Here is a 17,190-nt window from a genome sequence, read left to right on the forward strand (position 1 = left end):
GCCCGCTCCCCGGCCGAGCCCGCCCACGACGCCATCAGCGCCCCGGCGGCACCCGCCCCCGCGCCCCACGCGACGCCCAGCAGCAGCGCCCAGACGAGGCTCCCCTCCAGCTCGAGACCCGCCCCGAGCGCGTCCACCCCGAACACCGACAGGCTCGCGTCCGCCTTCACCCCGGTCAGCAAGGCCAGCAGCGGCAGCGTCAGCCCGGTTACGACCCCGAGCCGCACCGCGCACCGACCGGCGAACCCCATCAGCCGCCCCTCGTCCCGTACCGGCGTCCGCACCGCCGTCAGCACCCCCGCGGACAGCATCATCAGCGCCGTGGCGATCGCCAGCAGCCACACCCGGTTGTCCAGCTCGGCCAGCCGGCCCACGGTGATCGGCTTGTCGTCGTCCGTCAGCAGCCGGTCCATCGGATCGGGCAGCATCTGCTTCAGCTGCCCCGTCACCGACCCGTGCCAGGGCACGAACAACCCCAGCGGCAGCGCCAGCCACACCCCGTTCGGAGCCCCGAGCAGCGCCGCCCCCGCGATCTGCCCGTGCGCCTCCTCCGTCACCGCCGAGTACGCCGCCGCCGCGAGCCCCGCGCAGACCGCGAGCACCACGACGAACCGCATCGCCGACGCCGCGGGCCGCACCACCCGGTGCACCGCCTCCCAGCCCTGCGGCAGCGGGGACAGCCGGGATGCCGCGAGCGAAATGACCAGCACGGCAACTACCCACACAAATCCCCCCAGCAGCGAGCGCCCCAGGAGCACCTCGAAGCCCACCTGCGCCTTGGCCCCGGCCAGGTCGCCGATGGCGTCCGGCAACCCGCCGCCGATGTCGCCGATGCCATCGGGGAGTTTGTCCTCGATCGCGTCGCCGATGCCGCCGCTCCCGCCGGGGAGCTTGTCCATCGGCAGGTCCTTGCCGTCGATCGTGACCGCGCCGCTGCCCGCCCAGGCGAGCCCGCCGACCATCGCCACGAACAGCGCCACCACCGAGCCCGCCCGCGCGGCGAGTTCGCCCCGCGAGATGAACGGCCCCGCCCCCCGCAGCGACCGTACGAAAAACCAGCCCAGAATCAGCGCCCCGCCGAAGCTCACGCCCAGCGGCGCCAGATCGATGCTCGCGTTCGCCACCGACTCGTCGACGCCGAAGGCTTCCATATCGCCGTCGGGGCGGATCGCGCCGCCGGTGGCGAGCACCATCGTCGCCGCCGTCATCGGGCCCAACTCGCCCAGCGCGTCCGCGCCCAGTAAGTGCAGTCCTGCGGCGGTGAGTCCCGCCATGACCAGAAACGCCCAGCTCACCGAGGCCAGCGCGGACGCCAGCACCGAGCCCCAAGGGATCCTGGTACGGGCGTCGTCCGCCCGCTGTGCAGTGGTCTGGCCCATCAGCCGCCCCCGATCCGCCTTCCGCCCCCACGGATGCCTACCACTCTCCGGAGTCGGGCAAGCACCGTCAACGGCCGTCGCACGCCTGTTACCGGGGGCGCCTTCCGGCCGTGACGGACTTCCTGAAATAGTTCCTCCCGATGTTCGCCATCCCTAGAATCCCTACGGGCCTGCTCATGGCAGGTTCTGGCAGGGGGCAACTCGGGGGACAACTTTGTGGGGCATGGAGTGCCGGAACTCGTACTGGAACTGAACGGACAGACCTGGACATTGGACCCGTCGCGGTCCTACACCCTTGGCCGTGACCCGCAAGGGGACGTGGTCATCGACGATGCCCGGGTCTCCTGGCGGCATGCGGTGATGCGCTGGGCCGGGCGCAGCTGGGTGCTGGAGGACCAAGGCAGCACCAACGGCACGTTTGTGCAGGGGCAGCGGATCCACCAGACCGAGATCGGCCCCGGCTCCAGCGTGCATCTCGGCAATGCCACCGACGGTCCGCGGATGCAGCTGTCCGCCGCGGCCGCGGCCGGCGCCGACATGTACAGCGCGCAGACCGCGTATGCGGAGCCGCCGCGTGCGGCCGCCGCGCCGCCGCAGCAGCAGGCGCCGCAGCAGGCACCGCCGCAGCAGCACCCGGCCGCGGCCGGCTGGGGCGCGCCACCGCAGCAGCCGGCCCAGCAGCCGCCGATGCAGCAGCCGCCGATGCAGCAGCCGCCGGTCCAGCGGCAGCAGCCGTACGTACCGCAGCAGCCGGCCGCGCACCAGCAGCCGGCCGCCATGGGCGGCGGCATGGGAGGGGGCGCTCCGGTCTACGGCGACCGCAGCCCGACCACCTTCCACCAGCTGAACCTCAGCAACGTCACCCGAATCGGCCGTGCGCTGGAGTGCGAGCTGCGCGTCGACGACCTGCAGGTCTCCCGGCACCACGCGGAGTTCCGCGCCACCCCGGACGGCCGCTTCGAGATCGCCGACCTGGGCAGCCACAACGGCACGTACGTCAACGGCGAGCAGCTGCCGCGCTCGGGTCGCCGGCTCATCGGCCCCGACGACATCATCGGCATCGGCCACTCCACCTTCCGGCTCGCGGGCAACCGGCTCGAGGAGTTCGTCGACACCGGTGAGATCTCCTTCTCCTCCCGTCACCTGACCGTCAAGGTCGGTGACAACAAGGAGAAGACGATCCTCAACAACGTCTCCTTCGGCGTCCCGGAGAAGAGCCTCGTCGCGGTCATCGGCCCGTCCGGCTCCGGCAAGTCGACGCTGCTGAAGGCGCTGACCGGTTACCGCCCGGCGGACGAGGGCGACGTCCTCTACGACAACCGGAACCTCTACAAGCAGTACGCCGAGCTCCGCCAGCGCATCGGCCTGGTGCCGCAGGACGACATCCTGCACACCCAGCTGAAGGTCTCCACCGCGCTCGGCTACGCGGCAAAGCTCCGCTTCCCCGGCGACACCGCGGCGGCCGAGCGCCAGGCCCGCGTCGACGAGGTGCTGCGCGAGCTGAAGCTCGACATCCACAAGGACAAGCAGATCAGCTCCCTCTCCGGCGGCCAGCGCAAGCGCGTCTCGGTCGCCCTGGAGCTGCTCACCAAGCCGTCGCTGATCTTCCTCGACGAGCCCACCTCGGGCCTCGACCCGGGCATGGACCGCGACGTCATGCAGCTGCTCCGCGGCCTCGCCGACGACGGCCGTACGGTCCTGGTGGTCACCCACTCGGTGGCCGAACTGGCGCTGTGCGACCGGCTGCTGGTGATGGCGCCGGGCGGTTCGGTGGCGTACTTCGGCCCGCCCGAGGAGGCCCTGAACTTCTTCGGCTACGAGTCCTGGGCGGACGTCTTCCAGGCCTTCGAGGGCTACCGCGACTACGACTGGTCCGGCCGCTGGCACGGCTCGCAGCACTACCAGATGTACGCGGCCGACATCGACGCCGTCGCCCCGCAGTCCGCGCCGGTGCAGCCGATGCAGCAGATGCGCAAGCCGGCGAAACCGCAGGGCTGGTGGCCACAGCTGGGCACGCTCATCAAGCGCTACTGCTCGGTGATCCTCTCCGACCGCACCTTCGTGGTGCTGATGCTGGCGCTGCCGATCGTCCTCGGCGTCGTATCGATGGTGATCCCGGCGGATTCGGGGCTCGGATACGGGCCGGAGAAGGGCCGGCCGCCACTGCACAACACCGACGCCGGAACCATCATGCTCATCCTGGCGGTGGGCGCCTGCTTCTCCGGCGCCGCGAACTCCGTCCGTGAGCTGATCAAGGAACGGGTCATCTACGAGCGGGAACGCGCGACCGGCCTGTCCCGCTCGGCGTATCTGATGTCCAAGGTCGTCGTCCTCGGCTTCATCACGATCCTCCAGGGCATCGTCATCAGCGCCATCGGCGTCCTGACCCGCGACAAGCTGCCGGACGAGGGGCTGATCTTCTCCAGTAACCCGGAGATCGAGCTGGCCATGGGCGTCACCGCGCTGGGCCTCACCTCGATGATGTTCGGCCTGATCATCTCCTCGCTGGTGAAGACCTCCGAGATGACCATGCCGCTGCTGGTGATGTTCGCGATCGTCCAGGTCGTCTTCACCGGCGTGCTCTTCCAGATCGCCGGCACGGTCGGTGCGGAGCAGCTGGCCTGGCTGATGCCGTCCCGCTGGGCGGTCGCGGCCATGGGCACCACGGCGGACCTGAACGTGCTGATGCCCTTCGACGGCGGCAAGGCCGACCCGCTGTGGGCGCACGAGGCGTCGAAGTTCATCCTCGACATCGGTGTGCTGATGGTCATGGCGGTCATCTGCGGCTTCATCGTGGCCCGCCTGCTCCGCCGGCACGAGCCGGAGGTCATGCGCTAGCGGGTCCCGGCATACGGCGAGGGCCGCACCCCCGCAGGGGTGCGGCCCTCGCCGTATGGATGCGCGGCCTCGGCGGCAGCGCCTCAGTACCAGCGGTTCTTCTGCCAGTGGTCCCAGGCGCCGCACGGGGAGCCGTAGCGCTCCTTCATGTAGTCCAGGCCCCACTTGAGCTGGGTCTCCGGGTTCGTGCGCCAGTCCGCGCCCTCGGATGCCATCTTGTTGCCCGGAAGCGCCTGCACCAGGCCGTACGCGCCGCTGGAGGCGTTCTGAGCGGTGTGGTCCCAGTGGCTCTCGTGCTCGACGATCTTCGAGAAGCAGGCGAACTGCTTGTCGTCCTTCACCATCGTCTTCGCCAGCTTCTTCGCCTTCGCGGCCGGAGCGGCGGCCGGCGTCGCGGCGTGCGCGGCGGGAACGGCGGTGGCGCCGAGAACGGCCACGGCGGCGAGCGCCAGGACCGGGGCCTTGCGGCCCATACGTATTCGGGGCTTGCGGGAGTCCTGCATGAGCGGAGTTACCTCGTTCGTGTCGGGGACAACCCCATTGGTAGCGAGACGCCCGATATGCCGTCAACGTCCCCACATACGGCCCCGCCTAGTAGGCCCGCCGCGGGTCGGGACCAGGCCTTAGCGGCCCGATTCCCGCCCGCGCACACCCCTCGCGGCAACTACCCGCCCTAGTAGCCGGACCAAAGTCCTGTGGCCGCCCTCACACCTCGGGACCCCCTAGGGGCGCCGGCTACGCCGGAAGGATGAGGTGCGTGTCCCCGAATTCGTGCCACAGATAGCGCCGCGCCAGCGCCTCGTCGTAACTCCGGCACAGCAGCTCCCGCCCCGCTGCGTATTTGAGAAGCACCGCCTCCAGCATCAGCAGGTGCGAGGCCTCCGGCTCGTGCAGCCCGGTGAGCAGGCCGTCCACGACCCGTACGCCGCGCTCCGGCGTGATCACCAGGTCGGTCCACCCGGAGCTCGCCCGCACGGTGCCGCGCGGGCTCGCCGCCGACTCCAGCGCCCGTACGGCCGTGGTGCCGACGGCGACGACCGCGCCGCCGCCCGCCTTGGCGGCGTTCACCAGCCGCGCGGTCGGCCCCGGCACGGCGAAGCGCTCCGGGTACGGCGGCTCGTGCGCCTCGGCCGAGGACACCCCGGTGTGCAGCACGATGGGCGCGAACTGCACACCCCGGCTGACCAGCCGCGCCACGATCTCGGGCGTGAAGGGCCGGGCCGCGCTCGGCATCTCGGCGGAGCCGGGCCCGTACGGATCGGGGCCCGCCGCGAAGGCCGTCTGATACGCGGAGAGCGGCTGATCGCGATCGGTATAGGAGTACCGGATCGGCCGCCCGTGCCGATGCAGATGCCGGACCACGTCCGCGCTCCCGACCCGCGCCCACCACAGCCGCCCGGAGCCCGGCTCCAGCGGCTGATCCAGCCACAGCGACACCCCGCCCCGCACCCGCACCTCGGCCCCGGCAGGCCCACCGGCCCGCGGCCGGGTCGTCCCTTCCCCATCGGGCGTACGGACCTCGACCGCCCACCGCCCGTCGTCCCCGAGCGTGGAGAAGTGCACGACGACGTGCTCATCCCCGACCCGCCCGTCGATGGCGGCGGGCAGCGTCGCGGACGTATTCACGACCAGCACATCCCCGGCCTTGAGCACCCCGGGCAGCTCCGCGAAGCCGTGATGCGTGACGGCCCCGGACGCCCCCCGGCTCACCATGAGCCGTACGTCGTCCCGCCCACGCCCGCGCTCCTCGGCAGGAACCCGGGCGTGCAGTCCTTCAGGGACGTGCACGCTCCCTGCGAGAGACGTGATCATTCCGATCCCGCCCCCCGCTCGGCCAGCGCCGACGCCGTGTACCGACCGCTCGGCACGTCCTCGTCCACGAGCGTGGCGATCGCCGCCGCCACCTCCGCCGGCTCCAGCCGCTCCCCGAAGTCCGGATCATCCGGCACCGCGGCGGCGTAGAGCTCCGTCCGCATGTCACCCGGATCCACCGCCCACACCCGCAGCCCCGGCTCCTCCGCCGCCAGCACCGCCGACAGATGATCCAGCGCCGCCTTCGCGGCCCCGTACCCGCCCCACGTCTCATACGCCTCGACGGCGGCGTCGGAGCTGACATTCAGCACCGCCCCACCCCGCCCGGCGGCCCGCAGCTGCGGCAGCAGCTCCCGTACCAGCGCATGCGGCGCGACCACATTCGTCTCCAGCGCCGCCCGCAGCCCCTCCGACGGCAGCTCGCCCAGCGGCACCAGCGGCTCGGCGCCGAGCGCGCTCGCGTTGTTCACCAGCAGCGCCGCGCCGCCGAACCCATCGGCCGCGGCCACCAGCGCGCCCCGGTGCCAGCCATCCGTTACGTCCCCGGGCACCGCCTCGATCCGCCCGGCCCCGGCCGCCCGCAGCTCGTCCGCGACGAGCTCCAGCGGCTCGGGGGAGCGGGCGTCGAGCACGAGGTCCCAGCCCCGCGCCGCCAGCTCCGCGGCGAGCGCGCGGCCGAGTCCCTTCGAGGCACCGGTGATGATCGCAACTGGCATCTGTCCCACTCCCCTTCACGGACTTCCACGTTCTGCCGTCACCGTAGGAACACGGCCCCGTCCGTGACCTCGGCCGCGGGACCGTAAGAACGGGGGGACTTCGGCCTAGGACCCCCGCCCTAGGCGGCCCCCGACCAGCGCTCGATCCACCCCGCCTGCACCGCAGGTACCGTGGCTGACATGCCCACCCGACGAGCCGGCCTGGACGCCGTGAGCGGCGCTCTCCTGGCGATGAGCCGCCACCTGCAGGTGCGCGACGTGCTGCAGACGATCACCGCCTCCGCACGCGAGCTGCTGGACGCGAAGTACGCCGCCCTCGGCGTGCCGGACGACCACGGCGGCTTCGCGCAGTTCGTGGTGGACGGCGTCAGCGACGAGGAGTGGAAGCGGATCGGCCCGCTGCCGCGCCAGCACGGCATCCTCGCCGCGATGCTGCGCGACGCGACGCCACAGCGGCTCGGGGACGTCCGCGCCGACCCCCGCTTCGGCGGCTGGCCCAAGGCGCATCCGACGCTCAAGGACTTCCTCGGCGTCCCCATCGTCGACGGCGAAGAGATCCTCGGCGCCCTCTTCCTGGCCAACAAGAATTGCCCGGAAGGCGAGCGCCCCGAGGGCAAGTGCGCCTTCACGGCCGAGGACGAGGCGCTGCTGAAGACCCTCGCCGCGCATGCCGCGATCGCGCTCACCAACGCCCGCCTCTACGAGCGCAGCCGCGAGCTGACCATCGCCGAGGAGCGCACCCGGCTCGCGCACGAGCTGCACGACGCCGTATCCCAGAAGCTCTTCTCGCTCCGCCTGACCGCGCAGGCCGCCGCCGCCCTCGTCGACCGCGACCCGGCCCGCGCCAAGGGCGAGCTGCAGCAGGTCGCCGCCCTGGCCGCCGAGGCCGCCGACGAGCTGCGCGCCGCCGTCGTCGAGCTGCGGCCCGCGGCCCTGGATGAGGACGGCCTCGTCGCCACCCTCGCCACCCACGCGCAGGTCCTCGACCGCGCCCACGCGGCGAAGGTGACCTTCGCAAGCGCCCCTTCGGTACGCGCCCTGCCCGCCTCCCAGGAGGAGGCCGTGCTGCGGGTCGCCCAGGAGGCGCTGCACAACGCCCTGCGGCACGCCGACGCCGAGCATGTCGAGGTCAGCCTCGACCGCCGCGGCCAGGGCGTGGCGCTGACCGTCCGCGACGACGGGGCCGGCTTCGACCCCTCCGCGGTGCGCACGGCCGGCCGGCACCTCGGGCTGGTCTCGATGCGCGACAGGGCCGCCGGCGTCGGCGGCTCCCTCACCGTTGAGTCGGCGCCCGGCAAGGGCACCGTGATCGAGTTGGAGGTGCCCGGTGGCTGAGGCGGCCGAGCGGATCCGGGTCCTGCTGGTGGACGACCACCAGGTGGTACGGCGCGGACTGCGCACGTTCCTGGAGATCCAGGACGACATCGAGGTGGTCGGCGAGGCCTCGGACGGCGACGAAGGCGTCGCCCGCACCGAGGAACTCCGCCCCGACGTGGTGCTGATGGACGTCAAGATGCCCGGCATGGACGGCATCGAGGCGCTGCGCAAGCTGCGCGACGCCGGCAGCCAGGCCAAGGTGCTGATCGTCACCAGCTTCACCGAACAGCGCACCGTCGTCCCCGCGCTGCGGGCCGGCGCCGCGGGCTATGTCTACAAGGACGTCGACCCCGAGGCCCTGGCCGGCGCCATCCGCTCCGTGCACGCCGGGCACGTATTGCTGCAGCCCGAGGTCGCCGGGGCGCTGCTGGCCCCGGACGAGAACAACTCGGGCCCGGGGCGCGGCTCGACGCTGACCGAACGGGAGCGCGAGGTGCTCGGCCTGATCGCGGACGGCCGTTCGAACCGGGAGATCGCCAGGGCCCTCGTACTGTCCGAGAAGACCGTCAAGACGCACGTGTCGAACATTCTGATGAAGCTCGATCTCGCGGACCGCACCCAGGCCGCCCTCTGGGCCGTACGGCATGACCTGACCAGCTGATATGACCTGAGCATCGCTGGCCAACGGCGGTAACGGAACGTCGACTTCCGGTGCGAGATTCATACCGTCGTGTAGATGTACAACCTCCGGCGGAACCGGATGGGCCGAGCCGCGTTCTCCATGGCGGCTGCGGCGAACATGCCGCAGCAACCCGCTAGGAGGAATTGTGAAGAACCTGAAGAAGGCCGCGGCTGTCACCTTCGCCGTCGGCAGCCTGGCGATGGCCGGTGCCGGTGTGGCCTCGGCCACCAGTGGGGCGCACGCCGGTGGTCACGCCACCAACTCCCCGGGCATCGGCTCCGGCAACAACGTGCAGGTTCCGGTGGACGTGGACGGCAACGTCTGCGGCAACACCGCCAGCGTCATCGGTGCGCTGAACCCCGCCGAGGGCAACCTCTGCGTCAACAAGTGAGCTAAGCCAAGACGGTCCTCACTCATCACTCTCGCCCCCCAGGTGGCTGGCCCGGGGGGCTTGAGTGTGTCCGGGGTCAGGCTGCCCCCGGAGGGTGAAGGTAATGCGATCTTCCGGCGATTGAGCCGAAAGGGTGCCGCCAAGTGAGTGCCCGTGTCGCCCGGACGGCCCAGGCGTTTCCCAGCGTGCGACCCCGCGGCTGGGGCCGCACGGAACACGACTCTGGAGGACCAACTCCCCATGAACAACGCCAAGAAGGCCGCCATCGCCATCGCCACCGCCGGCCTCGCCCTGGGCGCCGCTGCCGCCGGCGCGGCCGCCGACGCGAAGGCGGACGGCATCGCCACCGACTCGCCCGGCATCGGCTCCGGCAATGTCGTCCAGGCGCCGATCGACGTGGACGCGAACGCGAACGGCAACACCGCCAACGTGGGCGGCGTCGGCAACAGCACCACGGGCAACGTCGCGACGAACAACTGACCTTTCGGCGCAAGCCGACCGCCGCGACAGGCGGACAGGTCGAAGGCCCCAGCGGACCGGTCCGCTGGGGCCTTCCCTCTTGCTGGGCGGCCGGGGGCGAAGCCCTCGCTTCCTATGTCACCGATGTCACCGCACCTCGTCGGAGGCGCGCCGCTCGCGCTCCTCCACAAAGGCGTTGTACGCCGCCACCTGCGCCCGCCGCGCCGTCCGCTCCACCGGCCGCAGCACCTCGCGCCGCGCCGCCATCTCCGCCGCGCTCACCGCCCCGCCGTGCTCCGCGTCGGCCCCCTCCGGCCCGTACGCGATCGCGACCAGCGCCCCGACCCGCTGCGCCAGCTCCAACACCCGCGCCGCCCGCGGCGGATACCCCGGCGCCAGCAGCTGCTGCCCCCGCTCCATCCGCGCCTGATACGCCTCCAGCGCCGCCCGCGCCGCGGGACCCGCGCCGGCCACATCCAGCCGGGCCAGCGCCGCCGTCGCCTCCCGCATCGCCTCGGCCAGCTCCCGCTCGGCCTCGCCCAGCGTCGGCACATCGGCCGGCGGCCCCTCCCGTACCGGAAGGCACTCCCACAGCACCTCGACATGCTCATCGCCCGCGGGCCCCACGGCCGTGACCTCGGGTACGAGACCGAGCCCGGGCCCGCCGCAGACGACCACCGCCTCCTCGGCAGCCAGCGCCCGCGCATTGAACTCCGGCGGGCCGCTCAGCCCCAGTGGATGCCCCGCCACCGGCAGCGCCACCCGCAGCCCGGTGGCCCCGAGCGCACGCAGCCGGCCGAGTGCCAGCGTCAGCCCCACCCGCCCCTCCTCTCCGGGCAGCCCGGAGACACGATGCAGGGCGTCATCACCCACAATGTGGTGCATTGCACCATCCGGCGAGATACGCCCGGAGAGCAGGGCATTGCCCCACGCTGCCAGGCGCCCGGACCGCGGTTCCTCAAGCATGTGCCCAGCCTACGGACCGGGTCCGACAACGCGTGGCGTAGGTTTGCCCTGGGGAGTGCCGCAGGCACCGAGACGCGACGAGACTGCATTAGGAGACAGCACGCTCATGAGCGATGTACTGGAGCTGGTGGACGTATCGGTGGTCCGCGGCGGACGTGCTCTGGTGGACCGGGTTTCCTGGTCGGTCGCGGAGGGCGAGCGCTGGGTCATCCTCGGCCCCAACGGCGCCGGCAAGACCACCCTCCTGAACGTCGCGTCCAGCTACCTCTTCCCGACCACCGGCACCGTGCAGATCCTCGGCGAGAAGCTCGGCAGCGTCGACGTCTTCGACCTCCGCCCGCGCATCGGCATGTCGGGCAGCGCCCTTGCCGAGAAGCTCCCCAAGAGCCAGACGGTGCTGCAGACCGTCCTCACCGCCGCGTACGGCATGACCGCCACCTGGCAGGAGGACTACGACCAGGTCGACGAGGACCGCGCCCGCGCCTTCCTCGACCGGCTCGGCATGACCGAGTACCTGGACCGCAAGTTCGGCACCCTCTCCGAGGGCGAGCGCAAGCGCACCCAGATCGCCCGCGCGATGATGACCGACCCCGAGCTGCTCCTCCTCGACGAGCCCGCCGCGGGCCTCGACCTCGGCGGCCGCGAAGACCTGGTCCGCCGCCTCGGCAGACTCGCCCGCGACCCCATGGCGCCCTCCATGATCATGGTGACCCACCACGTCGAGGAGATCGCCCCCGGCTTCACCCACGTCCTGATGATCCGCCAGGGCGAAGTACTGGCCGCCGGCCCCATCGAATCCGAACTCAACTCCCGCAACCTCTCCCGCTGCTTCGGCCTCCCCTTGGTCCTCGAACGCGCCGGCGACCGCTGGACCGCCCAGGGCCTGCCGCTGTCCTAGGGCCAGTCCGGCGCATCTTGCCGACTACCGCGCCGCCCGGCACGCACCCTCGCCGCACGGCGCCCCCGGACCGGTGGCTCCGCCACAGGACCGGCGACACCGCACGCCGAGGCCACGCACCGCCCGACGCTCCTATGCCTGCAGTCGAGCCGCACGCCCCACCCGCACCCGGCACAACTCCGTGCTTGCCGACAAGATCCGCCGGACAGGCCCTAACCGGCTGGTTGTGGCACTGTCCGCGGTGCCTTGCGGAGCAATAGCATTGCTTCCGTGGACGCATGGGTGTGGTGGCTGATAGCGGCGGTCGGGCTGGGGATTCCCCTCGTGCTCACCGCGATGCCGGAATTCGGGATGTTCGCGGTCGGCGCGGTGGCCGGCGCCGTCACGGCGGGCCTCGGCGGGGGAGTGACCGCGCAGGTCCTCGTCTTCGTGATCGTGTCGGTCGCGCTGATCGCCGTCGTACGGCCGATCGCCAACCGGCACGGCAACAGACCTGAAATCAAGTCCGGCATAGAGGCGTTGAAGGGCCGCTCGGCCACCGTCCTGGAGCGGGTTGACGGCGGCGACGGCGGCCGGATCAAGCTCGCCGGCGAGGTCTGGACGGCCAAGGCCCTGGAGCCCGGGAAGGTTTACGAGCCCGGCGAGCAGGTGGATGTTGTCGATATCGACGGCGCCACCGCCATCGTGTTGTAAGACTGACGCAGCGACAACGCACTAGCACCTACCGGGGAGAAGAGCCGTGGAGCCGATCATCATCGTCCTGATCATCCTGGTGGTGCTCGTCTTCATCGCACTCATCAAGACGATCCAGGTCATCCCGCAGGCCTCGGCGGCCATCGTGGAGCGCTTCGGCCGCTATACGCGCACGCTGAACGCCGGCCTGAACATCGTGGTCCCCTTCATCGACACGGTCCGCAACCGCGTCGACCTCCGCGAGCAGGTCGTCCCCTTCCCGCCCCAGCCGGTGATCACCCAGGACAACCTGGTGGTCAACATCGACACCGTCATCTACTACCAGGTGACGGACGCGCGCGCGGCCACGTACGAGGTCTCCAGCTACATCCAGGCCATCGAGCAGCTCACGGTCACCACGCTCCGGAACATCATCGGCGGCATGGACCTCGAGCGCACCCTGACCTCCCGCGAGGAGATCAACGCGGCCCTCCGCGGCGTCCTCGACGAGGCCACAGGCCGCTGGGGCATCCGCGTCAACCGCGTCGAGCTGAAGGCGATCGAGCCCCCCACCTCCATCCAGGACTCGATGGAGAAGCAGATGCGCGCCGACCGTGACAAGCGCGCGGCGATCCTCACGGCGGAGGGCGTACGCCAGTCGGCGATTCTCACCGCAGAGGGCGAAAAGCAGTCGGCCATCCTGAAGGCCGAGGGTGAGGCGAGGGCCGCCGCACTCCGCGCCGAGGGCGAAGCCCAGGCCATCCGCACGGTCTTCGAGTCGATCCACGCGGGCGACGCGGACCAGAAGCTGCTGTCGTACCAGTACCTGCAGATGCTCCCCAAGATCGCCGAAGGCGACTCCAACAAGCTCTGGATCGTCCCGAGCGAGATCGGCGACGCCCTGAAGGGCCTCGGCGGCGCCCTGAACCAGTTCACCCCGAACGGCGGCAGCGACACCCCGTCCCCGCCCGCGCAGCGCAAGGCGTCCCCGTACCGGGAGAACCCGCACCTGGAGGGCTGACGCTCAGCAGCGTCAGCCCTCCCAGGGCCCCATCAAGCCGGCACCGGCTCCCAGCCGAGCGCCTGCTCGTCCCGCAGCCCGAGCGCCAGCACCAGCGCGTCCGCGGGCGTCGGCTCGAACGGCTCGGTGAGCAGCTCCATCCCGGCCTCCGCGGGAGTCCGGTCCGCCTTGCGCCAGTTGTCCGCCGTACACGCGGCGACCGTGTTCAGCCACGTGTCCCCACCACCGCGGGACTGCGGTACGACGTGGTCGATCGTGGTCGCCTTCCGCCCGCAGTAGGCGCACCGGTGCTGGTCGCGGACCAGGACACCCCGCCGCGACCACGGCGCCCGTCTTCGGAAGGGCACCCGCACGTACCGGCACAGCCGGATGACCTGCGGCACCGGAAGATCAAGGTTCTCGGCACGGATGCGCAGTCCGGCGTGCTCCCGCTCCACGACGGCCTTGTCCTGCAGGACAAGCACCACCGCACGCCGCAGCGACACCGCGGCCAGCGGCTCGAAGCTCGCGTTGAGTACCAACGTCTCGCGCATCCCCGGTCACCTCCGGGCTCAAGAACCCCCCGCCAGGCGGCCGTGGGGTATCCCCTGCTCGAAGAGCTTGGGGAAGGGTCAAGAGTCCCCCGGGAGGCGACCGGCGGACAACGGAATTTCCGATCAGCGGCCGAGCTCAGCCCTCGGCAAGGATCTCGTACTCGGCGATCAGCTGCGCCCGCCCCAGCGTGTGGAACCGCAGATTGAACCCGACCACGGCGGGAGACGCGTCCCCATCAGGGCCGAGCTTCTCCTGATCCACCGCGTACACGGTGAACACATACCGGTGCGGCCCGTCGCCCGGCGGCGGCGCCGCGCCACCGAAGTCCCGCGTCCCGTAGTCATTGCGTACGTGGACGGCCCCCTCGGGCAGCCCCTTCATGTCCCCGCTGCCGGCCCCGGTCGGGAGCTCGGTGACGTCGGCCGGGATGTCGAAGACCGACCAGTGCCAGAAGCCGCTGCCGGTCGGCGCGTCCGGGTCGTAGCAGGAGACCGCGAACGACCTGGTCTCCGCCGGGAAGCCCTCCCAGCGCAGCTGCGGCGACGTGTTCCCGGCCGCGTACACCTGCGCGTCCGGCAGGGTGCCGCCCTCCGGAACGTCGTCGCTCACCACCGAGAACGACGCCACCGGCGGATGGAAGTCGTGGGGCAACGGCCGTCGCTTCTGCTCGGACACGTAAGACACCTCCAGGTGCTCTGGCTGGTACGAAACGCCTCGACGGCCAGCCTAACGATCCCCGGCTACCCCGGATGCCACGATGCAGTCCGTGCGCCTCCGCCCCGTCCCGCGTCTCCTCGCCGTGTTCCTCGCCGTCCTCACCTGCTGGACCGCGCTCACCGCCTGCGGTACGGACAGCCCGGCCCCGGCCCCGGCCACCTCCGCGACGGCGACCCCCGCCTGGGCGCGGGGCATGGAGACGGTAATCCCGGCCCAGCTGCCCAAGCAGGCCCGGCGCACCCTGGAACTGATCGACACGGGCGGCCCGTTCCCGTACGCCAAGGACGGCTCGTACTTCGGGAACTACGAGGGCAGACTGCCGAAGCAGCGCCGCGGCTACTATCGCGAGTACACCGTCCGCACCGCCAAACTGCGCCACCGCGGCCCGCGCCGCATCATCACCGGGAAGGGCGGCGAGCGCTACTACACCGGCGACCACTACAAGACGTTCAAGGCGGTGCTCCAGCCATGACGGCCACACCCGAGCTGCCCGAGCTCCCGGAGGAGACCCTCCCCGCGCTCCTCGCCGGCCGGGCGCCCGCCGGCATCTACCGCTGGCACCCCGCCCACCCCGCCGAGCAGGCCCTTCCGCTGGCCACGGCGCACGGCTGGCACACGGCCTCGCTCGACCTCACCGGCGCGGACGGCAAGGCCGACCTCCTGGCGCGGGTGGCGGCGGCACTGCACTTCCCGGCGTGGTTCGGCAACAACTGGGACGCCCTCGCCGACTGCCTCGGCGACCTGTCCTGGCTCGGCCCGTCGCACGGCACCCTGCTGCTCGTACGCGCCTGGGATGCCTTCGCGGACACGGCCCCGCGCGACGCGGCGACGGCCGCGTCGATCCTCGCCGCGGCGACGGACGACTGGCGCGGCCGCCCGCCGCTCGCGGTGCTACTGGCCGAGGACGGCGACCGTCACCAGTTCCGCCGGCTGCCGACCTCCGAGATCCACTGATTGAGGTACGCGCCCCAGTCCGTGGCCTCGTAGTCGCTCAGCCCCACCTTGAAGGAGCGATACGAGTCGCTGCCCGAGGTGAACAGCCCCGGCTTCTTGTCCATCTCCAGGATCACGTCCATCTCGCGCCCGTCGGCGACGAAGGTCAGCTCCACCTGGTTGAGCCCGCGGTACTGCTGCGGCGCCAGGAACTCGATCTCCTGGTAGAACGGCAGCCGCTGCCGCGTCCCGCGGATGTGCCCCTTCTCGAGGTCGGCATTGCGGAACCGGAAGCCCAGCCGCCCGAACGCGTCGAGAATCGCCTGCTGCGCCGGCACCGGATGCACGGCCACCGGGTCGAGGTCACCGGCGTCCACGGCCTTCTCGATCTGCAGCTCGGTCTTCACGCCGACCTGCATGCCGCGCAGGTGCTGCCCCAGGAAGTGCGTGATCGGCGTCTCCCACGGCACCTCGAGCCCGAACCCGACCGCGTGCACCGCACCCGGCTGAATGGTGAACGCCCCGCCCACCGCCTGCCGGTGGAACTCGATGTCCTCCTTGAACTCCTCGTCCCCGCGCTCCACCTCGACCCGCGCCTGCAGCCCGACGGTCAGCCCCTTGATCTCCTGCTCGACCGACCCGCCCTGGATACGGATCTCGCCCTGCACCACCCCACCAGGCACGGCATTCGCCTCGGTCAGCACGGTCTCTACGGACGCCCCGCCCGCACCCATCGCTGCGAACAGCTTCTTGAACCCCATACCGATTCCTCCCCGGTCGCGTACTACGCTCACCCGGCATGCCCCGTACCCCGCTGTCCCGCGAGTTCTTCCAGCGTCCTGTGCTGGAGGTGGCTCCGGACCTACTTGGCCGAACCCTACTGCGCACAACTGACGAGGGAACGCTGGAGGTACGCCTCACGGAGGTCGAGGCGTACGAGGGTGCGAACGACCCCGGCTCCCACGCGTACCGCGGCAAAACCCGCCGCAACGAGGTGATGTTCGGCCCCGCCGGCCACATCTACGTCTACTTCACCTACGGCATGTGGCACTGCATGAACGTGGTCTGCGGCGACGAGGGCAAGGCCGGCGCGGTCCTCCTGCGCGCGGGCGAGATCGTCCGCGGCGCGGAACTGGCCCGCAAACGCCGCCCTGCCGCCCGCCACGACCGCGAGCTGGCACAGGGCCCGGCGCGACTGGCCACGGCGCTGGACGTTGACCTCGCCCTGAACGGGGCGGACGCGTGCGCGCCGGAGAGCCCGCTGGAGCTGCTGGCGGGGGAGCCGCCGCCGAAGGATTCGGTACGGAACGGGCCGCGGACAGGTGTAGGAGGAGAGGGTGCGTGGCACCCGTACCGTTACTGGATCGAGGGCGACAGAACGGTCAGCCGGTACCGGGCTCACGGAACTTGACTCGGTGGAGGGGCCGACCTACTGTTGGACGAGTCGCTTAAAGGCGGCGCGATCAGTGCGCCCTGTAGCGACTGTTAACCCTCTGTATTGATCCCCCAAGATCGGGACCTTCGACTCTGGTCGAGACCCGGATTAGGTGGGCGGCGGAAGACCCGCTACAGTGGAGGAACACCGAAGGGAAGCGCCCGGAGGAAACCCGTGAGGGAATCCAAAGGAAGCGTCCGTTCCTTGAGAACTCAACAGCGTGCCAAAAGTCAACGCCAGATATGTTGATACCCCGTCGCTCACATTAGTGGGTGATGAGGTTCCTTTGGAAAAATTACAGCGAGGACGCTGTGTCCGTCGGGCTTATTCCGCCCGGGCGGACCGCTCTTGCGTGAAGCATTCACGGAGAGTTTGATCCTGGCTCAGGACGAACGCTGGCGGCGTGCTTAACACATGCAA

The 17,190-nt window shown here is 71.1% G+C and carries 19 protein-coding genes and 1 rRNA gene; 12 read left to right on the forward strand and 8 right to left on the reverse strand.

Annotated elements, in window-relative coordinates:
- Positions 1-1,379: streptophobe family protein (locus G5C51_RS29550; protein ID WP_165241600.1), on the reverse strand; the 1,379-nt coding region annotated here is incomplete at its 3' end.
- Positions 1,380-1,607: 228 nt separating this feature from the next.
- Between G5C51_RS29550 and G5C51_RS29555 the strand changes: the two genes are divergently transcribed.
- Positions 1,608-4,217 (forward strand): FHA domain-containing protein, encoded by a 2,610-nt coding sequence (locus G5C51_RS29555; protein ID WP_165241602.1) that lies wholly within the window; start codon positions 1,608-1,610, stop codon positions 4,215-4,217.
- Positions 4,218-4,300: 83 nt separating this feature from the next.
- On the opposite strand, the gene G5C51_RS29560 is transcribed toward G5C51_RS29555, so the two are convergent.
- The 3 genes from G5C51_RS29560 to G5C51_RS29570 all read right to left on the reverse strand — a co-directional run bounded on the left by G5C51_RS29560 (position 4,301) and on the right by G5C51_RS29570 (position 6,745).
- On the reverse strand, positions 4,301-4,720 hold the full coding sequence (locus G5C51_RS29560) for an aggregation-promoting factor C-terminal-like domain-containing protein (protein WP_206314460.1): 420 nt from the start codon (positions 4,718-4,720) through the stop codon (positions 4,301-4,303).
- 232 nt (positions 4,721-4,952) lie between these two features.
- A complete protein-coding gene (locus G5C51_RS29565) occupies positions 4,953-6,029 on the reverse strand; it encodes an S-adenosylmethionine:tRNA ribosyltransferase-isomerase (protein ID WP_206314461.1) in 1,077 nt (358 codons plus the stop codon).
- A complete protein-coding gene (locus tag G5C51_RS29570) occupies positions 6,026-6,745 on the reverse strand; it encodes an SDR family NAD(P)-dependent oxidoreductase (protein WP_165241604.1) in 720 nt (239 codons plus the stop codon). Before G5C51_RS29570 ends, G5C51_RS29565 begins: the two co-directional genes overlap by 4 nt.
- A 180-nt stretch (positions 6,746-6,925) precedes the next feature.
- Between G5C51_RS29570 and G5C51_RS29575 the strand changes: the two genes are divergently transcribed.
- The 4 genes from G5C51_RS29575 (at position 6,926) to G5C51_RS29590 (ending at position 9,615) form a co-directional block, all read left to right on the forward strand.
- Positions 6,926-8,080, forward strand: coding sequence for a GAF domain-containing sensor histidine kinase (locus G5C51_RS29575; RefSeq protein ID WP_165241606.1), 1,155 nt, complete (start codon positions 6,926-6,928; stop codon positions 8,078-8,080).
- Entirely contained in the window at positions 8,073-8,723 is a 651-nt protein-coding gene (locus tag G5C51_RS29580) for a response regulator (RefSeq protein WP_165241608.1), read from the forward strand. Before G5C51_RS29575 ends, G5C51_RS29580 begins: the two co-directional genes overlap by 8 nt.
- A 166-nt stretch (positions 8,724-8,889) precedes the next feature.
- The gene (locus G5C51_RS29585) at positions 8,890-9,135 is read left to right on the forward strand and encodes a chaplin family protein (protein ID WP_165241610.1); all 246 of its coding nucleotides are present in this window, start codon (positions 8,890-8,892) and stop codon (positions 9,133-9,135) included.
- A gap of 240 nt (positions 9,136-9,375) precedes the next feature.
- A complete protein-coding gene (locus tag G5C51_RS29590) occupies positions 9,376-9,615 on the forward strand; it encodes a chaplin (RefSeq protein WP_165241612.1) in 240 nt (79 codons plus the stop codon).
- Positions 9,616-9,741: 126 nt separating this feature from the next.
- Here the strand turns inward: G5C51_RS29590 and G5C51_RS29595 are convergent, their stop codons facing one another.
- Positions 9,742-10,560, reverse strand: coding sequence for a hypothetical protein (locus G5C51_RS29595; RefSeq protein WP_165241614.1), 819 nt, complete (start codon positions 10,558-10,560; stop codon positions 9,742-9,744).
- A gap of 106 nt (positions 10,561-10,666) precedes the next feature.
- Here G5C51_RS29595 and G5C51_RS29600 point away from each other — a divergent pair, with 106 nt between their 5' ends.
- The 3 genes from G5C51_RS29600 (at position 10,667) to G5C51_RS29610 (ending at position 13,151) form a co-directional block, all read left to right on the forward strand.
- Positions 10,667-11,458, forward strand: coding sequence for an ABC transporter ATP-binding protein (locus G5C51_RS29600; protein WP_165241616.1), 792 nt, complete (start codon positions 10,667-10,669; stop codon positions 11,456-11,458).
- Between the two features lie 282 nt (positions 11,459-11,740).
- Positions 11,741-12,151: an NfeD family protein gene (locus G5C51_RS29605; RefSeq protein WP_165241636.1), complete on the forward strand. Its 411-nt coding sequence runs from the start codon at positions 11,741-11,743 to the stop codon at positions 12,149-12,151.
- A gap of 46 nt (positions 12,152-12,197) precedes the next feature.
- On the forward strand, positions 12,198-13,151 hold the full coding sequence (locus G5C51_RS29610) for an SPFH domain-containing protein (RefSeq protein ID WP_165241618.1): 954 nt from the start codon (positions 12,198-12,200) through the stop codon (positions 13,149-13,151).
- 32 nt (positions 13,152-13,183) lie between these two features.
- Here G5C51_RS29610 and G5C51_RS29615 read toward each other — a convergent pair whose 3' ends face one another.
- Both G5C51_RS29615 and G5C51_RS29620 read right to left on the reverse strand, forming a co-directional pair.
- Positions 13,184-13,684, reverse strand: a complete 501-nt coding sequence (locus G5C51_RS29615) for an HNH endonuclease (protein WP_165241620.1) — start codon at positions 13,682-13,684, stop codon at positions 13,184-13,186.
- 136 nt (positions 13,685-13,820) lie between these two features.
- Positions 13,821-14,360, reverse strand: a complete 540-nt coding sequence (locus tag G5C51_RS29620) for a YbhB/YbcL family Raf kinase inhibitor-like protein (protein ID WP_165241622.1) — start codon at positions 14,358-14,360, stop codon at positions 13,821-13,823.
- Between the two features lie 91 nt (positions 14,361-14,451).
- Between G5C51_RS29620 and G5C51_RS29625 the strand changes: the two genes are divergently transcribed.
- Together G5C51_RS29625 and G5C51_RS29630 are read left to right on the forward strand one after the other, a co-directional pair.
- Positions 14,452-14,874, forward strand: a complete 423-nt coding sequence (locus tag G5C51_RS29625; protein ID WP_338118343.1) for a guanyl-specific ribonuclease — start codon at positions 14,452-14,454, stop codon at positions 14,872-14,874.
- Positions 14,871-15,356 (forward strand): barstar family protein, encoded by a 486-nt coding sequence (locus tag G5C51_RS29630; RefSeq protein ID WP_165241626.1) that lies wholly within the window; start codon positions 14,871-14,873, stop codon positions 15,354-15,356. Before G5C51_RS29625 ends, G5C51_RS29630 begins: the two co-directional genes overlap by 4 nt.
- Here the strand turns inward: G5C51_RS29630 and G5C51_RS29635 are convergent.
- Entirely contained in the window at positions 15,317-16,096 is a 780-nt protein-coding gene (locus tag G5C51_RS29635) for a sporulation protein (protein WP_165241628.1), read from the reverse strand. The genes G5C51_RS29630 and G5C51_RS29635 overlap by 40 nt on opposite strands.
- A gap of 38 nt (positions 16,097-16,134) precedes the next feature.
- Between G5C51_RS29635 and G5C51_RS29640 the strand changes: the two genes are divergently transcribed.
- A complete protein-coding gene (locus G5C51_RS29640; protein ID WP_165241630.1) occupies positions 16,135-16,746 on the forward strand; it encodes a DNA-3-methyladenine glycosylase in 612 nt (203 codons plus the stop codon).
- 384 nt (positions 16,747-17,130) lie between these two features.
- Positions 17,131-17,190: ribosomal RNA gene (locus G5C51_RS29645) — 16S ribosomal RNA — on the forward strand; the annotation flags it as partial.

This window comes from Streptomyces coryli, assembly GCF_011044975.1.
Classification (GTDB): Bacteria; Actinomycetota; Actinomycetes; order Streptomycetales; family Streptomycetaceae; genus Streptomyces; species Streptomyces coryli.

Excerpts from the sequence above, each read along its gene's own strand:
- G5C51_RS29630 (WP_165241626.1), top strand. The coding sequence starts at position 14,871 with ATGACGGCCACACCCGAGCTGCCCGAGCTCCCGGAGGAGACCCTCCCC.
- G5C51_RS29640 (WP_165241630.1), top strand. The coding sequence starts at position 16,135 with ATGCCCCGTACCCCGCTGTCCCGCGAGTTCTTCCAGCGTCCTGTGCTG.
- G5C51_RS29560 (WP_206314460.1), bottom strand. The coding sequence starts at position 4,720 with ATGCAGGACTCCCGCAAGCCCCGAATACGTATGGGCCGCAAGGCCCCG.
- G5C51_RS29575 (WP_165241606.1), top strand. The coding sequence starts at position 6,926 with ATGCCCACCCGACGAGCCGGCCTGGACGCCGTGAGCGGCGCTCTCCTG.
- G5C51_RS29635 (WP_165241628.1), bottom strand. The coding sequence starts at position 16,096 with ATGGGGTTCAAGAAGCTGTTCGCAGCGATGGGTGCGGGCGGGGCGTCC.
- G5C51_RS29570 (WP_165241604.1), bottom strand. The coding sequence starts at position 6,745 with ATGCCAGTTGCGATCATCACCGGTGCCTCGAAGGGACTCGGCCGCGCG.
- G5C51_RS29590 (WP_165241612.1), top strand. The coding sequence starts at position 9,376 with ATGAACAACGCCAAGAAGGCCGCCATCGCCATCGCCACCGCCGGCCTC.
- G5C51_RS29615 (WP_165241620.1), bottom strand. The coding sequence starts at position 13,684 with ATGCGCGAGACGTTGGTACTCAACGCGAGCTTCGAGCCGCTGGCCGCG.
- G5C51_RS29565 (WP_206314461.1), bottom strand. The coding sequence starts at position 6,029 with ATGATCACGTCTCTCGCAGGGAGCGTGCACGTCCCTGAAGGACTGCAC.
- G5C51_RS29595 (WP_165241614.1), bottom strand. The coding sequence starts at position 10,560 with ATGCTTGAGGAACCGCGGTCCGGGCGCCTGGCAGCGTGGGGCAATGCC.
- G5C51_RS29600 (WP_165241616.1), top strand. The coding sequence starts at position 10,667 with ATGAGCGATGTACTGGAGCTGGTGGACGTATCGGTGGTCCGCGGCGGA.